This window comes from Enterobacter sp. SA187 (genome assembly GCF_001888805.2).
GTDB lineage: Bacteria > Pseudomonadota > Gammaproteobacteria > Enterobacterales > Enterobacteriaceae > Enterobacter_D.
This window is the reverse complement of record NZ_CP019113.1, coordinates 2,649,517-2,675,911: the sequence shown is the minus strand read 5'-3', so window position 1 is coordinate 2,675,911 and position 26,395 is coordinate 2,649,517. Positions and strand designations below refer to the sequence as shown.

Here is a 26,395-nt window from a genome sequence, read left to right as displayed (position 1 = left end):
GTAATCCTTTACCTTAAAAGGTGACGCCCATTTTGATACTCTGTTCCGGGTGACGGTCGACGAACTGCATGTAGCTTTCCGCGCTGCTGGCGAAGGTCACTACCGGATCGATCAGCTCTTCGCAGTCGAGATAGCCGTTCATCAGCAGTTCCCAGCAGGTCTCTTCGATGCGCTTACGGCTCCAGCGCGGGTAGTCCGGGTTCGGCTCGCTACAGGCGCGGGAGAAGACAATTTTCGCGTTGTTGAAATGCGCTTCGCGGCCGAGGTTGAAGCCTTCGGCAAACGGCTTGGCGAAGGCGACATAAGAGATAGTGCCGCCGTAGGCCAGCCCGCGCAGCGCTGACTGCAACGCATCGGCGTAGCCGCTGGTTTCGATGATCACGTCCGCGCCCTGTTTGCCGGTAAGCTTTTTGATCTCCAGACCCACGTCGGTGCCGATTGGGTTGAGGCAGAAATCCGCCCCGTGACGGCGGGCGATATCACAGCGGTGTGCAATAGGATCGACGCCAATTACCACCGAGGCCCCGGCTTTTTTCGCCAGCTGGACCGCGATCTGGCCGATTGCGCCTAAGCCGACAATCACCACGAAATCCCCGACGCGGACGTTGGCATCACGCACGCCGCTCATGGCGAACTGCGCCGGATCGTAACAGACGGCGTTTTTCCACGAGCTGCCCTGCGGCATTTTGCGCAGTTTGTAGTTATTTACCGCGTTGATGATGACGGTTTCCGATAACGGGCCGTAGCCGCATACCCGATCGCCAATGGCGTAGTCGGTGACCTGCGCGCCGCGTTCGATAACCTCGCCCACCACCATGTTGCCGAGCTGGAATTTGCCAAATTCAATACCGCGCGGCGCGTCTGCCGGGCGCGGGGTAAACATCTGCCATTCAGCGTTGAATTCCTCGTCGATAAACGGGCTGGCGGCGCGAAAATCCACCACTTCCGTCCCGTGTTTTGGCGCACCGAACATGACGCGGATTTTGACTTCGTTCTCCGCCACGGCGCGATCTTCATACTCCACCAGCGCCGCAACACGCGGTTCGGTCGCCACTAACTTCTTCATACCAGTCTCCTGTTAAAATCAGGCCGCCTTAGCCCTTAACGCCACCGGCGGTCAGTCCACTTTTAATAAAACGTTCAGAAAGCGCGTACATGATCACCACCGGCAGCGCGGTCACCAGCGAGGCCGCCATCATGCGTCCCCAGATATAGTCCGGCGTGCTGAACAAGGTGTTCAGGCCGACCGGCAGGGTGAAGTTGCTGGCACTGGAGAGGAAAATCGAGGCGAACAGATAGTCGTTCCAGGCCACCATAAAGCAGTAGACGAAGACCGACACCAGCCCGGATATCGCCAGCGGCACGGTGATGCGAAAGATAATTTGCAGGCGGTTAAGGCCGTCCATCATCGCGGCTTCTTCGATCTCATCAGGGATGGTGTCGAAGTAGCTTTTCAGCATGAACACGGCGGTAGGCAGCGTCTGCGTCACCATGGTGATGATCAGCGCCATTTCGGTATCGTAGATGCCAAGGGCGGTGATGATCTTGAACAGCGGCACCACCAGCAAAATGCCGGAGAACATGTACACCGTGTAAAAGCTGGCGTTGATGGTCATGCGGCCCTTAAAGCGCAGGCGGGAGAGCGCATAGGCTCCCAGGGTACCGAGAAACACCGCCACCGTGGACGACACCACCGACACCACCATGCTGTTACGGAAGTAATCGACGAACGGGAAAATCAGCGGATTAAAAATGTCGATATAGTGTTCCAGCGTCCACTGCTGCGGCAGCAACGTCGGCGTAAGGGAAATCGCCTCTTTCGCGCCTTTGAACGAGGTCATCAGCATCACGAAAAACGGAAACAGCGTGATGATGAGAAAGGCAGCCAGCCCGACGTAAAACCCGATGCGGCTGAGGGTACGTTTACTTGTTGCCATTGAGATTCACCCGTTTTCTGGTCAGCAAAATTACCGCGAAAATAATGACGAACAGCACGATAGAAATGGCCGCTGCTTTTCCTAAGTCATTAAATGCGAAAGCCGTTTTGTAGAGATAGACGCCGAGGATATCGACCTTGGTGGTCAGCAGATAAACGTCGGCGAACATGTAGAACATCCAGATGGTGCGCAGCGTCACCACTGTCGCCAGCACCGGCATGATCGCGGGCAGCGTGACGATGCGAAAACGCTGCCAGGCGTTCGCGCCGTCCATTTCGGCGGCTTCGTACAGCGATTTATCGATGGTCTGCAAAATCGCCAGAAAGGAGATAAAGGCATAGGGGAAGTAGCGCCATATGGCGAACAGCACCACCAGCACAAAGCTGCTGCCCGGATTATCGAACCACAGCGGCGCCCGATCGTAGAGATGCAGCAGATCGACGCCCAGATAGTTCACGATGCCGTAGCCATTGTTGAACATGTACTTCCAGGCAAAGACCAGCGAAATCGACGGCGTGACGTAGGACAAAATCACCAGCGAACGCGCGGTTTTGCGCAGGCGAAATTCGCGGTTAAAGAAAATCGCCACCGCCAGACCGAGCACGGTACTGCCCGCCACCACCAGCACGGTGTACCAGACCGTCATCCACAATGAATGCCAGAAACCCGGATCGCTTAAGATACGGATATAGTTTTCCAGCCCGACAAAAGTCGCGTCGATGCGCGGGTTTAGCGGCAGGCGTAAGAAACTGATTTCAATATTAGATACCATCGGCCAGGCTACGAGGCCCCCCAGCAAAATTAAGCTGGGGGCCAGTAGCAGCATGGCGAAAGGCATATCAGAACGACCTGAAAACAACCTTTTCATAACTGCAATTCACATCCTTTGATTAACGTTGTTTTACAAGTTCTTCCAGCTTCGCCTGCCCTTCAGAAAGGGTCTGGCTGAGATCTTTTTTACCTACCGTGACGTTATGCACCGCCCGGTTGATCGCCCCGGATCCGGTGACATCGCCCATGCGGGTAAAGTTTTTATCGCCGACGGAGCCGAAGACTTTCATATTCGGATACTGGGCGATCAGGTCATACGGCAGCTGACCAAAGGCCTTGATCACCTCGTTGTCTTTCCACAGCGCGGTGTCGGTGACGCCTTTGTTGGCCGGGAAAGCCGCGCCGGGCGACATCATTACCCACTCCGCTTCGTTTTCAGCTTTATGCATAAAGGTGACGAATTTCTCTGCGGCGGCGGTTTCGTCAGCCGACTGGCCGTTACTGATGGTCAGCGAGGTGATGGTGCCGAACACCGCGGCAGATTTTTCAGTGGGCACCATAAAGCCGAGGTTGGCCGGATCCCCCTCTTTAAACACTGCGGGAAGGATGTAGGTGGAATAGATCGCCATCGGTGCGGCACCGTTCATAAAGGCGTCTTTAATTTCCATGACGTTGTTGGAGCCAGGCATGGTGGTTTCCGCCAGCTGACGGTACATTCCCAGTGCCTGTTCCATTTCCGGCGTGTTGAACGTGATGCTGCCGCTGGCGTCAAAGACGTTGGCGTCGTTGGAGAGCGCAAACTGGGAGAACGCCTGCTCGGTCATCACGCTTTCTGCCGTCGGCAGTGCGATACCGTATTTTTTCTGCGCCGGATCGCTGAGCTTCTGCGCCGCCTCCAGCAGTTGCTGCCAGTTCTGCGGCTCGCTCAGACCGGCATTTGCCAGCACATCTTTTTTGTACCAGACGCCCTGTAGCCAGGCGCTGATCGGCACGCCGTTCCAGGCCGTTCCGTCTTCGGTACGCACGATGCGCAGCACGCCGTCATAGAAATTCTGCTCGCCCACGGCGGCGATCACTTCGCCGATGGCCTTACGATCCACCAGCTGTTCTTTGTCCATCACTTTGGCGTAGTCGTGGCTGGTTTCGATCACTTCCGGCAGCGCGCCGGTACGCGCCAGGGTAATGATTTTGGTGTTAAAGGCGTCTTCTTCCACCGGCACCTGTTTTACGGTGATGTCCGGGTTTTCTTTCTGGAACCGCTCGATCAGGCGGGAAATAACCGCCTGGCGCTCCTGTTCAACGGAGGAGTGCATAAATTCAATGGCGACCGTCTTTTTTTCTTCCTTACAGCCGGAAATAAGGGCGCACGACACCAGTGCTGATAACAGCACGACTTTTGCTTTAAACATAAGATGTTCCTTTATTGTTTTTTGATCCACATGACCTGCCACGGACGCAGGGTCAATTCCGCATGAGGGACAGGACATTCACTTATTAAATCAAAGCCTGTACTGTGGACTTTTATTTTTTGTTCGGCGTTACTGATATTAAATAATGCCTCCAGCGTCTCGCCATTTTTAGCGGTACGGGTAATTTGCATTACCTGCGGCGTGAGACTATTGATAGTGAACGCGCTGTCCGGATGGAAAACACTGCTCTGGCGGCGGAGCACAATCATTCTGGATAAAGCGTGATAAACACGATGCCGCAGGGAGCCGCTGGCCTGTAGCTGACTTTCAATATCATCCTGATGGTATTTCTGGCGATTAATAGCGCGGTTATAACCTAAACGTTCAACGCCGTCATAATCGTTACGCGATCCCATAATGCTCTGAATATAGATCGCCGGCACGCCAGGGAAACTCAGCAGAATGGCATGGGCAAGCAGGAAACGGGCCAGACGTTCATCATCGGTGCTGTCCCGCGCGCTTAACGCGTCCATATAGGTGACGTTCACCTCGTACGGGCTACGGGTGCCGTCCGGGTTATTTTTCCAGTTAACTAACGCGCCTTCCTGACGCAGCTGTTCCACTAAGTGCAGAATTTCTTCTTCCGGCAAAATGCCGCGTAACGGGTTAAGACCAATACCATCGTGGGAAGCGAGGAAGTTAAACCAGGTGGTGTCGCGACCTGGCAGCTTCAGCCCCTGCGCCCACTGGCACAGCGCGGTGACATCCTGACGGTGAACGGCATGCAGCACCAGCGGCGGCAGCGAGAACTGATACACCATGTGCGCTTCATCGCGCCCGTTGCCCAGATAAGAGATATTGTCTTTATGGGGAACGTTGGTTTCAGTGATGATCGCCGTACCCGGTGCGACCTCGTCTGTTATGGCGCGGAACAGTTTGATCAGCTGATGGGTTTTCTCCAGGTGAATGCAGCTGGTGCCCGGCGTTTTCCACATGAAGCCAACCGCATCCAGGCGCACGTAATCCGCCCCCTGCGCCAGATAGTGCAGCAGCACCTCGATCATCGCCAGCAGCACGTCCGGCTCGTTATAGTTAAGGTCAATCTGATCGTCGCTGAAGGTGGTCCACAGGTGGCGCTGCGAGCCATCATGCAGCGTGAAAGGCGTTAATAACGGCAGCGCGCGCGGGCGGGTCACCGCCGATAAATCGGTGGACGGATCCATGGCGAGAAAGAAATTCTCAAAGCCTGGCTTCTGTTGCAGATAATTGTTGAACCATTCGCTATTTGCCGACATATGATTGCAGACAAAATCGAACATCAGCCGCGCCTGTTTGTTTAATTCGGCAATATCGCTCCACTCCCCTGCTTCCGGAGCGACGCGGTGATAATCCATTACCGAAAAGCCGTCGTCAGACGACCATGGATAAAATGGTAATAAATGGACATGCGAGAAAACAGATTTAAACCATTTATAATAGAAATCGTTAAATACCGCTAAGGGCTTAGCCTTTTCATGATGAAATTGATCGGCGTAGGTAATTAACACCACATCGCTTTCATCCCATTTCTGTTTACGGCTTTGAGTAATAAGCGGCCGGTATTTCTCAATACAGGCCGTTAATTTTTCATAATGTGAGTCGGTGAAACGCCCGGCATAAACTTCCCGAAGCAGTGTGTTAATGTTTCCGTTCATTTGACTTTCCGTGGTATCGGTCCCATGACGCGGAAAATTACTCCTCCTGAAATGGGGTGTCAACGTAGCGGGGCCGTGATAAAGCGGGTTATGACGAAATTAAATGCATATTTGTGAGCTGTCGCAAATTTAAAGAAAAAGAGATTTTCTTTTATTTCACGGCTTCAGGGAAATATATATTCAGGGGGCGAATAATAAGAAGTGAGTTATTTATAATATAAATATGAAGCACTGCTCCCCATCAGTTCGGGGAGCAGAGTGAGGGGCAAAATCAGTCGATACCTTTGCTGCGCAGGTAATCTTCATAGTTGCCGCTGAAGTCGATCACACGCTCAGGGGTGATTTCAATCACGCGGGTCGCCAGGGAGCTGACGAATTCGCGGTCATGGGAAACGAAGATCAGCGTGCCCTGGTACATTTCCAGCGCCATGTTCAGCGATTCGATAGATTCCATATCCAGGTGGTTGGTGGGTTCATCCATCACCAGGATATTCGGGCGCTGCATCATCAGCTTACCAAACAGCATACGGCCTTTTTCACCACCGGAGAGGACTTTCACCTGTTTCTTGATGTCGTCCTGACTGAACAGCAGACGGCCCAGAATGCCGCGCACCACCTGCTCGTCGTCGCCTTCCTGTTTCCACTGGCTCATCCAGTCGAAGACGGTCATGCCGTTTTCAAACTCGTATTCGTGATCCTGGGCGTAATAGCCAATTTTCACGTTTTCCGACCACTTCACAGTGCCGGTGTCCGGCGTTAAATCGCCGACCAGGGTTTTCAGCAGGGTGGATTTACCCACGCCGTTGGTGCCGAGGATCGCCAGCTTCTCGCCCACTTCCAGCAGCAGATTGACGTTTTTGAACAGCGGGCCGTTATCGAAGCCTTTGCTGAGCTGCTCCACTTCCAGCGCATTACGGAACAGTTTTTTATCCTGCTCAAAGCGAATGAACGGGTTCTGACGGCTTGAGGCTTTGACTTCGTCCAGCTTGATTTTGTCGATCTGACGGGCGCGGGAGGTCGCCTGACGGGATTTGGAGGCGTTGGCGCTAAAGCGGCTGACGAAGGCCTGCAAATCGGCGATCTGGGCCTTCTTCTTGGCGTTGTCCGCCAGCAGACGCTCACGCGCCTGAGTCGCAGCGGTCATGTATTCGTCGTAGTTGCCTGCATACACGCGCAGCTCGCCGTAATCCAGATCCGCCATGTGCGTACACACCATGTTCAGGAAGTGACGGTCGTGCGAGATGATGATCATGGTGCTGTTACGTTCGTTCAGCACCTGCTCCAGCCAGCGAATGGTGTCGATGTCGAGGTTGTTCGTCGGTTCATCGAGCAGCAGAATGTCAGGGTTGGCGAACAGCGCCTGGGCCAGCAGCACACGCAGTTTCCAGCCTGGCGCGACTTCGCTCATCAGGCCGTAGTGCTGTTCCAGCGGAATGCCCACGCCGAGCAGCAGCTCACCGGCGCGGGATTCGGCAGAGTAGCCGTCCATTTCGCCATACTGTACTTCCAGATCGGCCACTTTGTAGCCGTCTTCTTCGCTCATTTCCGGCAGGCTGTAGATGCGGTCACGCTCCTGCTTCACTTCCCACAGCTCGGTATGCCCCATGATCACCGTGTCGAGCACGCTGTACTCTTCGAAAGCGAACTGATCCTGACGCAGCTTACCGATGCGCTCGTTGGGATCGAGGGAGACGTTGCCCAGCGTCGGCTCTAAATCGCCGCCGAGGATCTTCATAAAGGTGGATTTTCCGCTACCGTTGGCGCCAATCAGGCCGTAACGGTTGCCGCCGCCAAATTTGACGGAAATGTTTTCAAACAGCGGCTTAGTGCCGAACTGCATGGTGACGTTGCTGGTAACTAACACGGCGTTATCCTAAAAATGTGTGACAAACCGTGCATTATGCCACAATTCCGAATTGAAATCGCGCACCGTGATAAGCAGCTACACTGTAGCTTTCAGAAAAAAATGTGATTTCGTACACATCTGAATTCCATGCGCGGGGGAATGCACATATAATGCGCTCCCATCTCCATTAAGACTTTAACTCAACGGCCGGATGGCCAGTGGCAAAGATACCTCGCACAACATGAAAATTAAATTAACAACGATTTTAGCGGCGGCTTTCGCGGTAGTAGGGTTTTGCAAATCTGCCTCTGCAGTAACTTATCCACTGCCAACCGACGGCAGCCGTCTGGTTGGCCAGAACCAGGTCATCACCATTCCGGAAGGGAACCAGCAGCCGCTGGAGTACTTTGCGGCGCAATACCAGATGGGCCTGTCTAACCTGCTGGAAGCGAACCCGGGCGTGGACACTTACCTGCCGAAAGGCGGTAGCGTACTGAATATCCCGCAGCAGCTGATCCTGCCGGACACCGTTCATGAAGGCATTGTGATCAACAGCGCCGAAATGCGCCTCTACTACTACCCGAAAGGCACCAACACGGTGATCGTGCTGCCGATTGGTATCGGTCAGTTAGGCAAAGATACGCCGATCAACTGGACTACTAAAGTTGAGCGTAAAAAAGCCGGCCCGACCTGGACGCCGACCGCCAAAATGCATGCGGAATATATTGCCGCCGGCAACCCGCTGCCCGCAGTAGTTCCGGCTGGCCCGGATAACCCGATGGGTCTGTACGCGCTCTACATTGGCCGTCTGTATGCCATTCACGGCACCAACGCCAACTTTGGTATCGGCCTGCGCGTAAGCCACGGCTGCGTGCGTCTGCGTAACGAAGACATTAAGTTCCTGTTCCAGAACGTGCCGGTCGGCACCCGCGTTCAGTTTATCGATGAGCCGGTGAAAGCCACCACCGAGCCGGATGGCAGCCGTTATGTGGAAGTGCACAATCCGCTGTCCACCACCGAAGCGCAGTTTGAAGGCGGCGAAATCGTACCGATCACCCTCACCAAAAGCGTGCAGAGCGTGACCAGCCAGGCTGACGTTGACCAGGCCGTTGTTGAGCAGGCGATTGAAAACCGCTCCGGTATGCCGGTTCGTCTGAACTGATCCTGCCCCGGCAGTAAACAAAAAAAGCGATGGGAAACCATCGCTTTTTTTTATCCGTGATTGACCATGATAATGCCGCCATGATCGTAGCGATAATGGCAGTGGGCATACTCCAGCGGCGTGCCATCTTCCAGATAAACCACCTGCTCCACTTCCAGCACCGGATCGGTGTCGTCGCAGCTCAGGTAACGTTTATCCTCGGCGTTCGGCTTCAGGGCGCGCACCACGCGGTACGAACCCATAAGTTTCAGCGCCAGGGTGTCCTGCACATAGCGAAACACTGAACTTTGCAGATGGCCGCGGTTAAGGCCGGGCACCAGCGCCACCGGCATCAGCGTAAACTCCAGCGAGACCGGTTCGCCGTCAAGCAGCCGCAGGCGCACGAAGTCATAGACCGGCGCATCGGCGTCGATCAGCAGCGAGGCCTGCTCTTTTTCATCGGCAAAGCGTAAATCGAAGCGGATGATCTCGCTGGTGACGGTGCCGACGTTTTCCCAGGTTTTGGTCGCGCCGAAATAGTCGCTGCCGGGCAGATCCCATTGCGAGAGCTGAAGGAAATTCTTGCGGATAAAGGTGCCCTGCCCCTGACGGGTATACACCAGCCCTTCGACGATCAGCTGGCGTATCGCCTGCTGGATAGTCATGCGGCTGGTGCTGAACTCCGCCGCCAGAGCGAACTGATCGGGCAGCGGCTCGCTGGCAGAATACTGTCCGCTCATGATGCGCTGCTTAATTTCCCGCGCGATAGAAACGTATTTCGCCGACATTGCCCGTTCCTTTTATTATTCGACTATCCCACTGTTTTTTAAGGCCACTCGCTCGGCTATCTTGAGGAAAGGCAGGTAGAAGAATACACCAAAGACGATGATTATCAACTGAACGACCACCGCCCGCCAGTCCCCCGCCGTCGCCAGCCAGGCGCTTAAAACCGGCGGCGTGGTCCAGGGGATCATCACCACGCAGCGCGACATCAACCCGAGGGTGGTGCAGATCCAGGCAAAGAAAATCCCGATAGCAGGCAAGAGCACAAAGGGGATCATCAGCGGAATGTTAAACACAATCGGCAGACCGAAAATCACCGGCTCGTTGATGTTAAACAGTCCCGGCGAAATGGACAGACGCGCCACCTGTTTCGCCGCCTTCTGGCGCGAGAACAGAAAGATGGCGATAAGCAGCGACAACGTGCTGCCGGTGCCGCCAATCATGCCGAACGTCGGCACAAAAATATTGTTGATGATATGCGGGATCGGCTGCCCGTTGGCAAAGGCGATCATATTTTCGTTGGTATTGATCAGCAGGAACGGCTCCAGCACCACGGCGTTAACCACCGACTGATGGATCCCCAGCGTAAAGAGAAAGTTGCCGAAGCTGTAGATAAAAAGCGTGCCCGGCAGACTGGTGTTGATCAGACGCAGCGGCTGCTGGATGAGCGTGGTGATCAGATGGATCAGATCGGTATGCAGCACGTTCGCCAGCAGCGCGGCGATGATGGCGAAAGTGGAGAGCGTAAAAATGGTCGGCAGCAGCGCGGAAAAGGATTTACTCACCGCCGGCGGCACGTTTTCGCCCAGGGAAATATCGAGCTTTTTGATCCCGGCAATGCGGATAAACAGCTCGGTGGACAGCAGGCCGATGATCACCCCGGCGAAAATCCCGGTGGTGCCAATGTTGGCGAACGACAGCATCTGGCCGACGGTTACCGTCGTCTTGCCGCCCACCGGCACCACGTCGAGCTGGATCGGCATCATAATGATAAAGCTGGATAAGGCGATCACCACTGCCGAGACCGGGTTGTCGAAATTTTTGTTGCGCGCCAGCGACCAGGCGATCATCGGCGCGATCAACAGCGCCGCAATGTTCAGCGTGCCGTTGATAATGACATCGCCCCACACTTTAAAGCGCGTGAGCAGCTCCCCGTCCATCACCCAGGGAAACACCACGTTATTCACCAGTACCGCCAGCCCGGCAAGAATGAAAATGGGCATCACCGCCGCAAAGGCATCGCGCAGCGAGCGCAGATGCACCTGGTTGGCGATACGGGCGGAGAACTCAACAAATCGATCAACAAACGACTGCATATTCGGTTTCATGTTTGCATCAGACATCGCAGATACCTTCCCTTCAATCAGTCACAAAACGGTCCGGCAGGCGGGATCACATCTCGTCGCCGTTACTGTGGATCACACGTTTTAGCCAGGCGTAGCTCTTTTTCGGTACCCGTTTCAGATCTTTCAGATCGTGGTTTTCCCGGTTCACATACACCACGCCGTAGCGCTTACGCATGTCCCCCTGCGAACTGAGAATGTCAATCAGCCCCCAGCCGAGATAGCCAATCACCTGCGCGCCGTCCTCAAAAATGGCGTCTTTCATCGCCTGCAAATGCTCACGGTGATAGTCGATGCGGTACTGGTCGTCGATGGGGTTTACGCCGTCCCAGGATTCGATCACGCCGATGCCGTTTTCAATGGGGAATACCGGCAGCCGCCAGTCGTTATAATAACGGGTGATAATGGTGCGAAAGCCGAGCGGATCGATCTGCCAGTTCCATTCGGTGGCCTTCAGGAACGGGTTATTTTTATCGCCGTGCAACAGGTAATAGTTCACCGGCGTCCCGTCAGGGATGGCATCGCTGTCCAGCGTTTTACTGGCGTAGTAGCTGAACGCCATATAGTCGTTTTTCACCCGGGCGATCTCTTCCAGATCCTCGTCGAGGAAAATATCCCCGAAGCCTTCGCGCTCCACCACCGCCATCACCGCCGGGCTGTAGCCCTGACCGGCAAAGACGCGCAGCAGGTTCTGGTTGAGGAATTCGTCATACTGCTGGGCGCAGAAAATATCCTGCGGCTTACAGGTGGCGGGATAGATCAGCTGATGCGCCAGCATGCCGCCCATCAGCTGCCCCGGTTTGGTGTCATGCAGATAGTGTGTGAGGCGGACGTGGGCCATCATCACGTGATGCGAAATCTGGTACAGCTCGCGCAGCGTTTTTTCGCCTTCGAGATAACCGCCAACCTTAAAGGCCTCCGGCATATGGTAGATATTCTGCTCGTTGAAGGTCAGCCAGTACTTCACGCGGTCGCCAAAGCAGTCGATCATCTTTTTGCCGTAGCGAACGAACGCCTCCATGACGTGGCGATCGGTAAAACCATTGTACGTCTGCGCCAGCGCCAGCGGCATATCGAAGTGATACAGGCAGATCATCGGCTCGATGCCGCGCGCCAGCAGGTCGTTGATAAAACGATCGTAAAAGGCGATGCCCTCGTCGTTGAACTCTCCGTCGCCCTGCGGGCAGACGCGGCTCCAGGCGATCTGGAAGCGGTAGCAGTTCATGCCGAGATCCTGCATCAGGTCGAAATCTTCGGCATAACGATGGTAGGAGTCGGTTGCCACTTTCCAGTCGGAGGCAAATTCGCTGGCTTCGCGAATATCGTAAACCGACGGCCCTTTTCCTCCTTCGTTCCACGCCCCCTCCGTCTGCATACTGGATACCGAGTTACCCCACAAAAAACCCGCCGGTAAGGATTTAGTCATCATCTGATCTCCGCTGGTGATTATGTAAAGTCATTTAATTTATATGACTAGTCATATAGCGGATGCGGATAAGGCAGGCAAAGAGAGGGTGCTGGTTTTGTGACCAGCGCCGTAAAGATCGCGTAATGATCTCTTGCATGCGGCAGGTTGCGCTTTTATTGATGATGGTAGGTTGCGCTCTTATTAATATTGCGGAACAACGGAACACCGGATGGCGAGAGCGCGCAAGGGGCGGCCAGTCGCCGCCGCCCCCTGCACCCCCGGGCTCCCCCCACACTTCATGATTTCTAAATAAATTAACTCAGCAGTTCCTGTAAGTTCAGACAAACACAAAGCCACTCAGTCGCTTTATAAAAAACAGAGATATTAACGCGAGGGGTTGAGTCCCCGCTGAAACCGGCGAGCCGGAGGCCGGATGACAAGGGCTGGACGCCATGGATGGCGGCCAGAGGCGAAATGAGGCAGGAGGCCGAATAGAGCCGACCGCGGGCAGACGGTCGGGAGGTGAGCGCAGTGCGCAGCACCGGTTTCTTTGCGGGGCCGCGGGGATTGCTAAGGGGGCCGCGGTGGCCCCCTTAGCACGTTCACCGTCAGCGGTGTTACGCCTGACACGGAACGCAAAGTGAACGGAACATTCCACTAAACCGAACATTCCATTGAACGGAACATTCCACTAAAAGCCACCCTTATTAACCCGCCTCCCGCATCTCAAACATCCCATACGGATGGATCTCCAGGAAATAATTCTCCCCCACGTCCGGCTGCAATCGCGTCGCATTCACCTGCAACAAAATCTCCTGCCCATGCCACGCAACAATCACCTCATACTGCGGTCCCATATAGGCCACATGACGGATCACACAGCGCTGGCTTTCGCTGCCGTGCTGCCCGAGGGTGATCGCCTCCGGACGCACGCCCACCTGCCCGCTTCCCACGGTGGCGAACTGCGCCGGGCGCGGTAGCCGGTAACCGTAAATATCAACATGATCTGCGGAGAATGCTGCCGGGAACAGGTTGGCATCGCCCATAAAGCTGGCCATAAAGCGCGAGGCAGGCTGACGATAGAGATCCTGTGGCGAGCCCATCTGCATGATGTGGCCTTTGTTCATCACCAGCACGGTATCGGATACCGCAAAGGCTTCGCTCTGATCGTGGGTGACATAGAGCGACGTGATATTAAACTGCTTTTGCAGCTCGCGAATTTTATCGCGCATACTGCGCCGCAGGTTGGCGTCGAGGTTACTGAGCGGCTCATCAAACAGCAGCACTTTGGGCTTTAAAATCAGCGCGCGCGCCAGCGCCACACGCTGCTGCTGACCGCCGGAAATCTGATCCACATAGCGATCTTCAAACCCGTCCAGATCCACCATCGCCAGCGCCTCTTTGACGCGGGTTTTGATCTCCGCGCGCGACACGCCGAGCATCTTCAGGCCATAGCCGACGTTCTCGCCCAGCGACATGTGCGGGAACAGCGCGTAGGACTGGAACACCATACAAATATCACGCTGCTGGATCGAACTGTCGGTCACGTCTTCACCGTCGATAAAAATCTGCCCGGAAGTCGGCTTTTCCAGCCCCGCCACCAGCCGCAGCACCGTGGTTTTACCGCAGCCGGACGGGCCGAGCAGCGTCACCATCTCCCCCTGCGGGATCGCCAGATTGATATTTTCAATCACCACATTGCTGCCAAAGGTTTTACCAACGTTGCGCAGCTCAACAAAATGTTTCTGAGTCATAAATTTACGCCTGGTTTTTAGCTTTTGAACGGGAGATACGCGCCTCACCGATCAGCCAGTCAAAGAGGAAGATGATCGCCAGCATCACCACAATCAGGATCGAGCCGTAGGCAATGGCCACGCCGTACTCGCCGTCCTCAACACGGTTTAAGATGTAGGCCGTAGCCACACGGGTGTCCGGGGTGACGAGGAACACAATGGCGCTCACCGTGGTAATGGCGCGCACAAAGCTGTAGATCAGCGCCGAGAGGATCGCCGGGCGCAGCAGTGGCAGCAGAATGTGCGTAATGGTACGTAGTGATCCGGCGCGCAGGCTGAGGGAAGCTTCATCCAGCGATTTGTCGATCTGCCCCAGCCCCGCGATCCCGGCGCGAATACCCACCGGCACGTTGCGCATCACCATCGAGATAATGACAATGGCCGCGGTGCCGGTCAGGTAAACCGGTGCGCTGTTAAAGGCGAGAATATAAGAAACGCCCGCCACGGTGCCCGGTACGGCAAAGCACAGCATGGTGGTGAACTCGATAGTCTTTTTGCCGCGGAACTGCTGGCGCACCACCACCCAGGCGATCAGCAGGCCAAAAATAGCGGTAATAGGTGCGGCAATACCGGCGTACAGCAGCGTATCGAGCAGTGACGGCCATGCGCCATCGCTCATCCCCTGACCGAACAGCTTGATAAAGTTATCCAGCGTCAGGGTGTAATCCACGCCCCAGTTGACGGTAAAGCTGCCGTAGAAAATGCTGCCGTACAGCAGCGCATTGAACGCCACCCACACCGCCAGCAGCGCCATCACGCCCCACACCAGCGTCACCGGCAGCGGCTGCACGTCGCCCCGGTAGGATTTCCCGGAGACGGTGACGTAGGAGCGTTTACCGATCCACATATACTGGATGCAGAACACCAGCAGCGAGAACAGCAGCAGGAACGCGCCCAGCGTACTGGCGGCCTGATAATCCAGCTGCGAGCCGGTGATATAGAAATAGATCTGCGTCGCCAGCACGTCGAAGTTGCCGCCCAGCACCAGCGGGTTACTGAAGTCTGCCAGCGACTGCACGATGACAACTAAAAAGGCGTTCGCCAGCGCCGGTTTCAAGAGCGGCACAAAGACGCCGTTAAAGGTCTGCCAGCGGCTGGCGCGCAGGGTATAAGAGGCTTCTTCCAGCGACGGATGAATGGTTTTGATGGCGCCATCGAGGATCATAAAGGCCATCGGCGTAAAGGCCAGCACCTGCGCGATCCAGATACCGGTAAAACCGTACAGCCAGTTAGTGTTGGTCAGGCCGAACCAGTCGACCATCAGCTCGGTGACATAACCGGAGCGGCCCATCATCAGCGTCACCCCCAGCCCGACCACAAAGGGCGGCGTAACGATCGGCAGAATAGAGAAAATACGGCCAATAATGGCGCTGCGCCGGGCGATGCGCGTGGTGTAGATCGCCAGCACCAGCCCGAAGAAGGTACAGCCCACGCCCACCGCCATCGACAGCAGGATCGAGTTGACGATCACCTGCACGATATGCGCCTGCGACAGCACCGTCATAAAGGCCAGCGGCGCGAATTCCCCGCTGTCGGTGGTGAACATCGGAATAAAGATGGCGATACTCGGCCAGACGATAAAGATGCCGATCAGCGCGATAATGGCGATCAGCGAGCCAATCACAAAGCGGTCGCCGCTCAGCCATTCAAGGCGGGTCAACGCCAGCGTCATGATCGCGCCAAGGGAGATGAACAGCACGATGGTGGCATAGCCCAGCCCACGCCCGGCGAGCGTCGCGCTGATAACGATAAACGCCATACAGGCCAGCGCCCAGCCGGCGTCAAACCAGTGGCGACGGCGTTGATCGCGGCTGGCCGCGCTGAACGGGCGCAGCAGCAACAGGCTGGGGAACAGGTACCACAGCAGGCTGACGTTAAGATGCGACCAGGCGTACGCATCAAGAATTTCGTCCGCCGTGGATTCAAACAGGCCATAATCCAGGCTCCAGCTCGGCAGCAGCGCGAACGCCAGCCAGCCTAAAAACAGCCAAAGGAAGACCGCATCCCGCTTTTTCGCGGGATGGAGTGCAAGAGTGTGTGACATAAGTGTTCCGGTGTTGGGAAAGTTGTAGGCCGGGTAAGGCGTTAACGCTGCCACCCGGCAGTGACCGTCGTGGGGTTATTTCCCCATCTTCACATCGCTGACCCATTTATTGATCAGCGCCTTACGCACATCCGTTGAGCCGTATTTGTCCATGTCGTAGCTGATAAGCTTCAGATCGTCGAGCTTGAGCGAGTTCGGCGAAGTTTCCGCCGTGGTGTTGGTCAGGATCTGATAGGACTTGCCCTTCTTCCACGCCAGCTCCTGCGCCTCTTTCGACAGCACCCAGTCAACGAACAGCTTCGCGTTGTCGGCATTGCGCGCGCCTTTCAGAATACTGACGCCGCCGATTTCATAGCCGGTGCCTTCGCACGGCGAGATCAGCTCCAGCGGCGCGCCCTGCTCCTTTTCCAGCGAATAGTCATGCAGGAAGCCGATGCCGATAGCCGTTTCGCCACGGGCGGCGTTACGCGCCGGGGCGATCCCGGATTTGGTGTACTGAGAGATATTGGTATTAAGCTGCTTCAGGTAATCGAACGCCTGATCTTCGCCCCACAGTTGTACGAAGGTGGCGAGCGCGGTGTAGGCGGTGCCGGAACTTTGCGGATCGGCAATCTGGATCTCGCCTTTGTATTCCGGTTTGGTCAGATCTTTCCAGCATTTCGGGATCGGCAGGTTTTTCTCTTTCAGCTTCTCGGTATTAACCCCGAAGCCAAGAATGCCGACATACACCGCCGACGACAGGTTGCCTTTCACTTTGGCGGGATCGCGGAACTGCGTCATGATCTGCTCAAGGTTTGGCGATTTATACGGCTGCAACAGCCCCATTTCACCGGCCTGCGACTGCGGATCTAAGGTGCCGCCGTACCAGACGTCCGCCTGCGGGTTTTTCTTCTCGGCATCAACTTTCGCCAGCGTACTGCCGGAGCCGTTGCGGATAAACGAGGTTTTCACATCATACTTGTCGCCGAAGGCTTTGGTTTCGGTTTCACACATTTCATTGGTGGCGCTGCAATAGACTACCAGACGGCCTTTCGCCTGTGCGCCGCCGCTTAACGTGGCAAGCGCGATACCGGTGGCAACCAGTGTAGAGAGCAGGGTAACTTTCATGTTTTTATCCTTTGCGTGTTAGAAGCCGTAATGCCCGCCATTAATAGCGGCATCAGCAATAAACCCATCAGCACCGCCGCGACGGACAGCAGGGTGAACATCCCCGACCAGCCGTAGCGTTCGATCACCTGTGACAGCGGCCAGCCCGCCAGCGCCGCTCCCAGATAGGCGAACAGCCCGAGAAAACCGGTAATGGAACCCGCCGCCCCTTTGTGACCGCACTCCACCGCCGCCAGACCAATCAACATCTGCGGGCCGAAAACAAAAAAGCCCACGGTAAAAAAGCACATCGCCAGCAGCGCGTAATGGTGCACCGGCGCCAGCCACAGCGCGGCGACGGAGACCATCAGGCCGAGCGTGAACAGCAAAATCATCGGCGCGCGCTGCCCGCTGAACATCACATCCGATCCCCATCCGGCAAACAGCGCCCCCAGCAGCCCGCCCACTTCAAACAGCATCACAGTGGCATTGGCGCTGAGCAGATTGACGCCGTGATTCTCCGCCAGCCAGATATTCCCCCAGTCGTTGAGCGCGATGCGGATGAGGTACACCAGCACATAAGAGACGCCCAGCAACCAGATCATCGGGTTTTGCAGCATGGTGGTGCGTAACATCTGCCACAGCCCCATCGGCGGGCTTTGCTGCTCCTGACGTAATTCCAGCGGATCCTGCCGCCACTCCCCGACGGAAGGTAACCCCTCTTCCTGCGGTGTGCCCCGCAGTTGCATGGTTAACCACACGCCGAGCGCCATGCTGATGATCCCCGGTGTCAGCATCGCGGCCTGCCAGCCCCACCAGTGGGCGGCAAAGGCGCAAATCAGCGGGATAATCGCCCCGCCAATATTGATGGAGGTGTTCCAGCAGCCCCACCAGAAGCCGCGCTCGTTGCGCGAATACCAGTGGGTCAGCAGGCGCGCGCATGGCGGCCAGCCCCAGCCCTGGAAAAAGCCGTTCAGCGTCCAGATGAACAGCAGCGTCGGCAGCGAATCGCCAAACGCAAAGAGCACGTTTAACAGCCCGGTGGCAAACAGCCCGATGCCCATAAATACCCGGCTGCCGTGGCTGTCGTGCCAGAGGCCGGCGGCAAACTTCGACAGGCCGTAGCTGAGATAAAACAGCGAACCCAGCAGGCCGATATCACTCTTGCTTAAGCTGAGATCCAGTTGCAGCGCGGGCAGCACGTAATTGACGCTTTTGCGCGTCAGGTAAAAGGCCGCGTAACCCACCACCATCGACAGCAATAAACGCGGGCGTAGACGGCGGTAGCGCTGGCTAATGGCAGTGGCTGACAGTTCCTGCATAAGGCCTCCGGTGGCACTGACTATATGAAAGCGAACGAAAAAGGGGATGAGAGAAAGTCCGCACTGACTAAGACTTTTTCCTGGTTAGCGGGGGGTTTGTGGCAAAAGTGTGGGCAGGTTAACAGTTACGCGTGTTCCCTGAGCGGACTCCAGCACCAGATCGCCCCCCAGCGCATGCACCCGCTCGCGCATCCCCTGAATGCCGAAGCCAGGGGACTGCCCGGCCGGTAGGCCGATACCGTTATCCGCGACCGTCAGCCAGATCTGCCCGTCGCGCGGCTCAAGGACAATGCTCACCCGGCTGGCCTGCGCATGCTTGCAGACGTTGTTCAGCAGCTCCTGCAACAGGCGGTAAAGGGTAAAAATCAGGGTTTCGTTTTCCGGCGGCGCGCTGAGCCGGTAATCAAAGCGGCAGATGATGCCGCGCTCGGCAAAGGCGAACTCATTCACCAGATGGTGCAGCGCCTCGCGAAAGGAGAGTTCATCCAGCACCGGCGGACGCAGCTGGCGCAACAGCTGGCGGGTGGAGGTGTGAATACGCCGGGCCAGATCGTTAATCTGGCTGGCGGCGTCCAGCGCCTGGCTGCTGCCCGCGCTGCGTTTTACCAGCTGCGACTGGATCTGAATGGCGGTAATGTTCTGGCCGATCTCATCGTGCAGCTCCCTGGCAAGGCTTTTACGGGTGTCCTCTTCGCTGTGGATCAGCTTCTCCGCCAGCGCGCGGCGCGCCTGTAACTCCACCTCCAGCCGCTGGCGATAGCGATCAAGGTTTTGCGCCAGATGTTGCTGGCGGCTGATGGCGATCCCAAGCCCGATGCCGAGCAGCGCCTGGGTGGCGAGGAAAATCTCCAGCTCCAGCAGATCGCCAAAACCGATACCCACCTGACGGGCGATGGTGATCATCATGCTGCCAAGCAGCCCCGCCAGCACCCCGCCCTGCCAGCCGAATTTCCACGCCATGATGACGTTAGGCAGAAACACCACGATCAGCAGCAGCCGTTCGATTTCCGGCGACAGCACCATCTGCGTGCCAATACCGATAATAAAAAACAGGCTGCACCAGATAATCAGCGAGGTGCGCAGCGGCGGATTACTGGTGTCCAGCCCAAGCAAATGATAGCGATGCTGCTGGCGCAGAAATTCAAAAATCAGGTAGACGAACGGCGTCAGCAGCACGCCGCCGGTGAAGCTGGCAAGACCGATTAGCGTCGCCTTACTTTCCAGAAAGGGGGCCAGCAGCAGGGTTTGCAGCAGGGCGCAGGCGGTGACCGCCGTCAGCAGCAGCGTCAGGCGATGCCAGTAGAGGGGAAAACGGTGCCAGTAATAGTGCGCCACACGCGCCACCGGTAGCGCGATTAAGGGGGCGGCCAGCATGGTGTAACCAGTGAGCAACTGTTCGCTGTGCAGCCAGAAAATCATCGCCAGCAACGGCAGTAACAGCGCCGGCCAGAAGCGGCGCGACAGCAAAATCAGCAGCGCCAGAAACACGCCCTGCGGCAGAAACAGCACCGCCTGCTGGCCGTTATGGGTGAGGTAAAAACTCAGCGTCCACAGCATCAGCCAGCCCGGTCCCCAGGCCAGGACGATAAACAGCGACAGCACCATAAAACGCCGGGACGCTGACGACATCAGTGCCCCGTCAGCAACTGGTGGTCGAGGGCAAAATGCACCAGTTCAATGGTGCTGCTGCACTGTAATTTGCCCAGCACATTGGCGCGGTGAACATGCACGGTTTTGTGGCTCAGTTCGAGCTTAAAGGCGATCTCTTTCACGCTGTCGCCCTTGACCAGCAGATCGAATACTTCCCGCTCGCGGGGGGTGAGAATATTCAGCACTTTACCGGAGGGTTCGCCGCCGCGCAGGGCGCGCAGGGCATCGGCGCACAGATAGTGGCCGCCCATGCCGACGGATCGCACCGCCTGCACCAGCTCTTCCGGGCCGCAGCGCTTGGTGAGATAGCCGCTGGCTCCGGCGTCGAGCGCGCTCTGCACAAAGGCCGGGGTATCATAAATGCTGAGAATAATGGCGCGAAAGCCAGGCCGCTGTTGCCGCAGGCGTTTTAGCAGGCTGAGGCCGTTTTCATCGGGCATGGCGACATCGAGCACCGCCACGTCAACATCATTCTGAAGCAGTGCGGGCCAGGCCTCAGCAGCCGTGCTGAACTGCCCGGTCACGCACACGTCCTCTTCCAGGCCAAGGAGCTGGGCAAACCCCGACCGTACCACAACATGATCATCCACCAGCACGACACGGACCATTAGCATCACTCCCCTCTCTTTCGCGACATGATGCCGGGTCAGACGGCGCTGGCAATGCTCTTATGGATGATATGTTATGGATGTAACAAAATTGCAATAAATTACTGCGCAGCCAGCTGCTTGCGGCGGTATTCGCCCTGACGTTCCAGCATCCAGCCCGGATATTCCCGCGGCAGCGCGCTGACCGCATCCAGCTGTTGCAGCTCGTCGTCGCTCAGGCGAATGCCGGTGGCGGCGATATTATCCAGCAACTGTTCTTCGCGCTTCGCGCCGATGATCACGCTGCTGACCACCGGCTGATGCAGCAGCCAGGCCAGGGCGATCTGCGCCACGCTCGCGCCCTTCGCGTCGGCAATGGTGCGCATCACGTCCACACAGTCAAACGCGCGATCTTTATTCACCGGCGGGAAGTCGAATTCCTGGCGACGGCTGCCCGCTTCCGCCTGCCCGTCGCGGCTGTATTTTCCGCTTAACAGGCCGCCTGCCAGCGGGCTCCAGACCATCAGGCCGACGCCTTCACTCTGCATCATCGGCACCAGCTCGCGCTCCAGTTCCCGTCCGGCGAGGGTGTAATAGGCCTGCAGCGAGGCAAAGCGCGTAAGACCTAAACGTTCGGAAATGCCCAGCGCTTTGGCGATCTGCCAGGCTGCCCAGTTGGAGACGCCGATATAACGCACATGGCCGTGCTGCACCAGATTATCCAGCGCGTACAGCGTCTCTTCGATGGGCGTCGCCGGATCAAAGCCGTGCAGCTGATAGAGATCGATATGATCCAGTTGCAGGCGCTGTAAGCTCTGCTTCACGCCTGTGATAATGTGGTGACGGGAACTGCCACGCGAGTTCACTCCTGCCGTGCCGGTTTCACCGAACACTTTGGTGGCGACAATGACGTTCTCGCGCGGCACCTTCAGGTTTTTCAGCGCCTGCCCGGTGATGATTTCCGAGCGGCCCCCGGAGTACACATCGGCGGTATCAATGAAATTGATCCCCGCATCCAGCGCGCTACCGACCAGGCGATCCGCGTCGCTCTGACTGAGCTTGCCGATTTTGCCCCACATGTCGTCTTCGCCGCCAAAGGTCATGGTGCCAAGGCACAGTTCCGACACAAACAGACCGGTATTGCCAAGTTTCTGGTATCGCATAGAACCTTCCTCATAAAGATGCTGCCGTGAATGTTCTGTAGTTATACCCGCCCTGCCGGTTATGCGAATGTGGCGATCCTGCGCGTTTCTTGCCCAATCCTCTGAAAGTTATCCGCGCGGCGCGTCGCCAAACACGGCGTAGTCAGGCATCTGCACGTTCTGGTATGGCTCCCAGCCGCCGCCGAGGGCTTTATAGAGCGCCACCAGATCGAGGCTGGTCTGCACCCGCGCCTGCGCCCGCTGCTGTTCCGCCTGGGCTAACTGGCGCTGGGCATCCAGCACATCGATAAAGGTGGCGATCCCCTGCCGGTAGCTGTCGCTCGCCAGATCGAAGGCGTTTTGCAGCGCGGTGATAGTTTTGCTCAGACCGGCTTCACGCTGCTGATCGGTGCGGTAACTGACCAGCGCGTTCTCCACATCCCCGAGCGCGCTCAGCACCGTCTGGCGATAGTTGAGCACCGCCGCCCCTTGCTGCGCCCGCGCCAGTTTGACGCTGGAAACCAGCCGTCCGCCCTGGAAAATCGGGATCGAAACCTGCGGGCCAAAGCTGTAGAAATGGCTGCTCCAGTCGGTGAGCCAGTTGGTTTCGCTGTTGCGCAGGCCAAACTGGCCGGTCAGCGACAGGCTGGGGAACAGCTGCGCCACCGACACGCCGATCTGCGCGGTGGCGGCATGTAAATTCGCTTCCGCTTCGCGCACGTCCGGACGACGCCGCGCCAGGGTGGACGGAATGCCGGTCGCCACCAGATCCGGCAGTTTCGGCAGCGGCTGTGGGTTGCGCAGTTCCGCGTCCAGCGCGCCCGGCGGCTTGCCGAGCAGGATCGCCAGCGCGTTCATCGCCTGCCGCTCCTGCGCCTGATATTGCGGCAGTTGCGCTTCAAGGTTGCCAAGCTGGGCGCGGGCGTTTTCCACATCCAGCTGCGGCGAGAGGCCCCCGCGCTGACGGTTTTCCGTCAGCGTGAAGGTTTCCTGGGCGGTGGCGATCTGCGTGTTCATGGTGGCGATAATGCTCTGCGCGCCGCGCAGTTGCAGCCAGGCGCGGGCGACTTCCGCTTCCAGCGACACCAGCGCGTCGTTGCGCTGTTCAATGGCCGCCTGCTGCTGCGCCTGCGCCGCTTCCACCTGGCGGCGCACTTTGCCCCACAGATCGATCTCCCACTGGGCATCAAAGCTGCCCTGATAGAGGTTCACCGGCTGCGTCAGGGTGCCAAGCGCCCCCTGCAATTCGGGATCGACGTCATTCAGCTGGCCATAAACGTCATGGGATTTCAGCTCCCCTTCCAGCCCGAGCTGCTGACGGGTGGCCTTCAGACTGCCGTTTACCGCGGGCAGCAATGCCCCGCCCGCCTGGTTGATCTGCTCCCGCGCCCCGGCGATACGCAGCACGGTCTGCTGCAACGACAGGTTATCGGCGATCGCCCGCTCGATCAGGCTGTTGAGCTGCGGGGAGTTGAAGGTCGTCCACCAGCGGGGATTGACCGCCTGGGACGCCGTCTGCGACTTCACGTTGCGGTCGCCCTGATCGTTCCAGTGGCTGACCGCCGGGGCGGCGGGCTGCTGATAATCCGGCCCGACGGCGCAGCCTGCCAGCAACAGCGCCAGCAGGGTGAAAGTGGGATGAGTTTTCCTGTGCATCTTAATGTGCTCCTGCGCTGCCTTCGCTTTTCACCGGCGAAAGCAGTAAACAAAATGGGATCAACAGAACGGCCACCAGACTGAGCAATGTGAAGACATCCACGTAGGCGAGAAAGCGCGACTGCTCGATTAAGGTCTGGTACATCTGCCCGCTGGCAATGGCGGTGGGATCGCCCACCTGCGAGGTGAAATTGCGTATCGCCTCTGCTGAGCTGCGGATCGCCTGCTGGAACTGCTCGTCAAAAGGCGAGGCATGTTCGCTGAGATAGGCGCTGTGCACCTGGGATCGTTCGGTAATGGCGGCGGTGGAGAGCGAAATGCCCATCGACCCCGCGACGTTACGGAACATGGTGAACAGCGCCGCGGCGTCGGCGTTCAGCTGCCGGGGTATGGTGATAAAGGCGATGGTGGTCAGCGGCACAAACAGGAAGCCAAGACCAATCGACTGGGCGCTGCGGAACAGCACCAGGGTTTCAAAATCGATGTCCGGCGTCAGGGTGCGCGACCAGAAAAACGACAGCGCGAGGCAGGCAAAGCCAAAGGCGATGATCCAGCGCGTCTGCACCACCGGCATCAGCTTCAGCACCAGCGGAATGGTCAGCACGATCAGTATCGCCCCCGGCGACAGCACCAGCCCGGACCATGTGGCGGTATAGCCCAGATCCTGCTGCGCCAGCTGCGGGATCACCACCGAGCTGCCGTAGAGGATCATCGCCATACCCGCCATCAGCAGGCTCGACACCGCAAAGTTTTTATCCTTCATACACTGCAGGTTGACCACCGGTTTTTTGGCATAAATCAGCCAGTAGATAGCGCCGATAATGCCCACCAGCGTCAGCACCGCAAAGGTGCGGATAAAGCCGGAAGCAAACCAGTCGTCATCTTCGCCGCGATCCAGCATCACCTGTAAACAGCCCAGACCCAGCGCGATCAGGCCAATGCCCGTCCAGTCGATGGAGAGTTTTTCTTCCGATTTACGCTCCCACGGCGGATCTTCCAGCAGCTGATAGATCGCCAGCACCGTGATGATGCCCACCGGGATATTGATAAAGAATACCCAGCGCCAGGAGTAGTTGTCGGTGATCCAGCCGCCGAGCGTCGGGCCAAGCACAGGCGCGACGATAATGGCGATGGATGACAGGCCGAACGCCTTGCCGCGATCTTCCGGCTTAAAGTAATCCAGCAGCACCGACTGCTGCGTCGGCTGCAAACCGCCGCCAAAGAAGCCCTGCAAGATACGGAACAGGATGATTTCCCACAGTTCAGTGGCGATACCGCACAAAAACGAGCAGACGGTAAACATCACGATGCAGATCAGGAAGAAGCGTTTACGGCCAAAAACCCGGCTTAAAAACGCTGAGATGGGCAGCACAATACCGTTCGCCACCAGATAACTGGTCAGCACCCAGGTCGATTCGCTGTAGCTGGAGGAGAGCGATCCGGCGACGTGCGGCAGCGCCACGTTAACGATAGTGGTGTCGAGGATCTCCATAAAAACCGCCAGGGTGACGACAATCGCCACCGCCCACGGATTGCTGGCGGGTTTCCAGCTTTCATGGTTGTGATCGGTCATTCCAGCGTAACCTTCGGCTCAACGGACAGACCCAGCGGCATCGGCTTGTTGGGATCCAGCCCTTTGTCGATGACGATTTTCACCGGCACGCGCTGGACGATCTTCACAAAGTTACCGGTGGCGTTTTCTGCCGGGAACGCGGAGAAACGCGATCCGCTGCCCTGCTGAATACTGTCGATATGCCCTTCCAGCTCCATATCCGGCCAGGCGTCGATGCTGATGGTGACTTTATTGCCGGGGCGCATACGCTCCAGCTGCGACTCTTTAAAGTTAGCGACCACCCAGATGTCCGGCGACACCAGCGAGAACAACGCGCTGCCCGCCTGCACCAGGGTGCCAGTCTGCACGTTACGTTTGGTGACGTAACCGTCGAAAGGCGCGCGCACTTCGGTATAGGAGAGATTCAGCTCGGCGTTTTCCAGCTGCGCCCGCGCCTGATCGACCTGACGCTGGCGCGCTTCGACGTTAGTTTCCTGCTGGCGAATTTGCAGCTGCACCTGCTCGGCCACTTCCGCCTGCGCCTTAGCGCTGGCCAGCTGGGCCTGCGCGCTGCGCAGTTGCGCGTTGGCGGTATCAATATTTTGTTGCGTGGTGGCGCGGGGATCGACGCCGCGCTGACGGCGGTACGCGGCCTCGGCATTGGCCAGATCTGCCTGCGCTTTCAGCACCTGGGCGCGCGCTTCATCCCGCTGGGCGGGATACTGCACTTTCGAGAGCGCCAGCTGCGCCTGCGCCTGATGCAGTTGCGCCGTCGCCAGACCCAGCTGGGCCTGCGCCTGATCGCGCTGGGCGCGGGTATCGCGCGGATCGATGGTCACCAGCAGATCGCCCTTCTTCACCCGCTGGTTATCTTTCACACGCAGCTCGGTCACGTAGCCCGCGACCTTGGGCGCAATAGTCACCACATCGCCATCGGTGAAGGCGTCGTCGGTGGTTTCTTCATTGCGGGTCAGCAGCCACCACACCAGCGCGCCGACCACCATGACGATCACCACGATGCCAAGAATAATAATCGGCTTTTTGCCGGGGCGTTTGCGTTCGGCTTTTTCGTTATTATTGTCGGTTTTATTGTCGTCTTTTTGCGTCTCGTCAGACGCGTTCATGTTCTCAGCCATAGCGTTACAACGTTCCTGTCAGTTAACGGCGCGGCAGGTGCGCCGTTAACTAAAGTTAGGAGGTTGCTATACATTTGCCAGGAAAAACTGACAAT

At 57.4% G+C, this 26,395-nt stretch carries 20 protein-coding genes; 1 reads left to right on the top strand and 19 read right to left on the bottom strand.

The annotated features are described in order from the left end of the window. Positions 1-13: 13 nt before the first annotated feature. The 6 genes from BMF08_RS12785 to BMF08_RS12760 form a co-directional block, all read right to left on the bottom strand. Positions 14-1,066, bottom strand: a complete 1,053-nt coding sequence (locus BMF08_RS12785) for a zinc-dependent alcohol dehydrogenase (protein WP_072567943.1) — start codon at positions 1,064-1,066, stop codon at positions 14-16. 28 nt (positions 1,067-1,094) lie between these two features. After that, positions 1,095-1,937 (bottom strand): carbohydrate ABC transporter permease, encoded by an 843-nt coding sequence (locus BMF08_RS12780; RefSeq protein WP_072567942.1) that lies wholly within the window; start codon positions 1,935-1,937, stop codon positions 1,095-1,097. Next, positions 1,924-2,805, bottom strand: a complete 882-nt coding sequence (locus tag BMF08_RS12775; protein WP_072567941.1) for a carbohydrate ABC transporter permease — start codon at positions 2,803-2,805, stop codon at positions 1,924-1,926. Before BMF08_RS12775 ends, BMF08_RS12780 begins: the two co-directional genes overlap by 14 nt. 22 nt (positions 2,806-2,827) lie before the next feature. Beyond that, positions 2,828-4,117, bottom strand: a complete 1,290-nt coding sequence (locus tag BMF08_RS12770; RefSeq protein WP_072567940.1) for an ABC transporter substrate-binding protein — start codon at positions 4,115-4,117, stop codon at positions 2,828-2,830. An 11-nt stretch (positions 4,118-4,128) separates the two neighbouring features. After that, positions 4,129-5,811 (bottom strand): sugar phosphorylase, encoded by a 1,683-nt coding sequence (locus BMF08_RS12765; RefSeq protein ID WP_072567939.1) that lies wholly within the window; start codon positions 5,809-5,811, stop codon positions 4,129-4,131. A 271-nt stretch (positions 5,812-6,082) separates the two neighbouring features. Continuing rightward, complete coding sequence (locus BMF08_RS12760; RefSeq protein ID WP_072567938.1) at positions 6,083-7,675, bottom strand: ABC-F family ATPase; 1,593 nt, start codon at positions 7,673-7,675, stop codon at positions 6,083-6,085. Between the two features lie 223 nt (positions 7,676-7,898). On the opposite strand from BMF08_RS12760, the gene ldtB reads away from it, so the two are divergent. After that, on the top strand, positions 7,899-8,819 hold the full coding sequence (gene ldtB, locus BMF08_RS12755; RefSeq protein WP_072569424.1) for a L,D-transpeptidase: 921 nt from the start codon (positions 7,899-7,901) through the stop codon (positions 8,817-8,819). Between the two features lie 50 nt (positions 8,820-8,869). Here the strand turns inward: ldtB and BMF08_RS12750 are convergent, their stop codons facing one another. The 13 genes from BMF08_RS12750 to BMF08_RS12690 form a co-directional block, all read right to left on the bottom strand. Continuing rightward, on the bottom strand, positions 8,870-9,586 hold the full coding sequence (locus BMF08_RS12750) for a GntR family transcriptional regulator (protein ID WP_072567937.1): 717 nt from the start codon (positions 9,584-9,586) through the stop codon (positions 8,870-8,872). A 15-nt stretch (positions 9,587-9,601) separates the two neighbouring features. Continuing rightward, on the bottom strand, positions 9,602-10,924 hold the full coding sequence (locus BMF08_RS12745; RefSeq protein ID WP_072567936.1) for a PTS sugar transporter subunit IIC: 1,323 nt from the start codon (positions 10,922-10,924) through the stop codon (positions 9,602-9,604). Positions 10,925-10,973: 49 nt separating this feature from the next. After that, positions 10,974-12,350, bottom strand: a complete 1,377-nt coding sequence (locus BMF08_RS12740; protein WP_072569423.1) for a glycoside hydrolase family 1 protein — start codon at positions 12,348-12,350, stop codon at positions 10,974-10,976. A 689-nt stretch (positions 12,351-13,039) separates the two neighbouring features. After that, positions 13,040-14,086 (bottom strand): ferric ABC transporter ATP-binding protein, encoded by a 1,047-nt coding sequence (gene fbpC / locus BMF08_RS12735; protein ID WP_072567935.1) that lies wholly within the window; start codon positions 14,084-14,086, stop codon positions 13,040-13,042. Positions 14,087-14,090: 4 nt separating this feature from the next. Continuing rightward, positions 14,091-16,169 (bottom strand): ABC transporter permease, encoded by a 2,079-nt coding sequence (locus BMF08_RS12730; RefSeq protein WP_072567934.1) that lies wholly within the window; start codon positions 16,167-16,169, stop codon positions 14,091-14,093. 75 nt (positions 16,170-16,244) lie between these two features. Beyond that, the gene (locus BMF08_RS12725; RefSeq protein ID WP_072567933.1) at positions 16,245-17,276 is read right to left on the bottom strand and encodes an ABC transporter substrate-binding protein; all 1,032 of its coding nucleotides are present in this window, start codon (positions 17,274-17,276) and stop codon (positions 16,245-16,247) included. Further along, positions 17,273-18,577 (bottom strand): MFS transporter family glucose-6-phosphate receptor UhpC, encoded by a 1,305-nt coding sequence (uhpC, locus tag BMF08_RS12720; protein ID WP_072567932.1) that lies wholly within the window; start codon positions 18,575-18,577, stop codon positions 17,273-17,275. Before uhpC ends, BMF08_RS12725 begins: the two co-directional genes overlap by 4 nt. A gap of 84 nt (positions 18,578-18,661) precedes the next feature. After that, positions 18,662-20,206, bottom strand: coding sequence for an MASE1 domain-containing sensor histidine kinase (locus BMF08_RS12715; protein ID WP_072567931.1), 1,545 nt, complete (start codon positions 20,204-20,206; stop codon positions 18,662-18,664). Continuing rightward, complete coding sequence (locus BMF08_RS12710; protein WP_072567930.1) at positions 20,206-20,835, bottom strand: response regulator transcription factor; 630 nt, start codon at positions 20,833-20,835, stop codon at positions 20,206-20,208. The genes BMF08_RS12715 and BMF08_RS12710 overlap by 1 nt, the downstream gene beginning before the upstream one ends. Before the next feature lie 101 nt (positions 20,836-20,936). Continuing rightward, the gene (locus BMF08_RS12705) at positions 20,937-21,977 is read right to left on the bottom strand and encodes an aldo/keto reductase (RefSeq protein WP_072567929.1); all 1,041 of its coding nucleotides are present in this window, start codon (positions 21,975-21,977) and stop codon (positions 20,937-20,939) included. A 108-nt stretch (positions 21,978-22,085) separates the two neighbouring features. Next, entirely contained in the window at positions 22,086-23,612 is a 1,527-nt protein-coding gene (locus BMF08_RS12700) for an efflux transporter outer membrane subunit (RefSeq protein WP_072567928.1), read from the bottom strand. Between the two features lies 1 nt (position 23,613). Further along, positions 23,614-25,185, bottom strand: a complete 1,572-nt coding sequence (locus tag BMF08_RS12695; protein WP_072567927.1) for a DHA2 family efflux MFS transporter permease subunit — start codon at positions 25,183-25,185, stop codon at positions 23,614-23,616. Continuing rightward, positions 25,182-26,300 (bottom strand): HlyD family secretion protein, encoded by a 1,119-nt coding sequence (locus BMF08_RS12690; RefSeq protein ID WP_072567926.1) that lies wholly within the window; start codon positions 26,298-26,300, stop codon positions 25,182-25,184. The genes BMF08_RS12695 and BMF08_RS12690 overlap by 4 nt, the downstream gene beginning before the upstream one ends. Positions 26,301-26,395 lie beyond the last annotated feature (95 nt).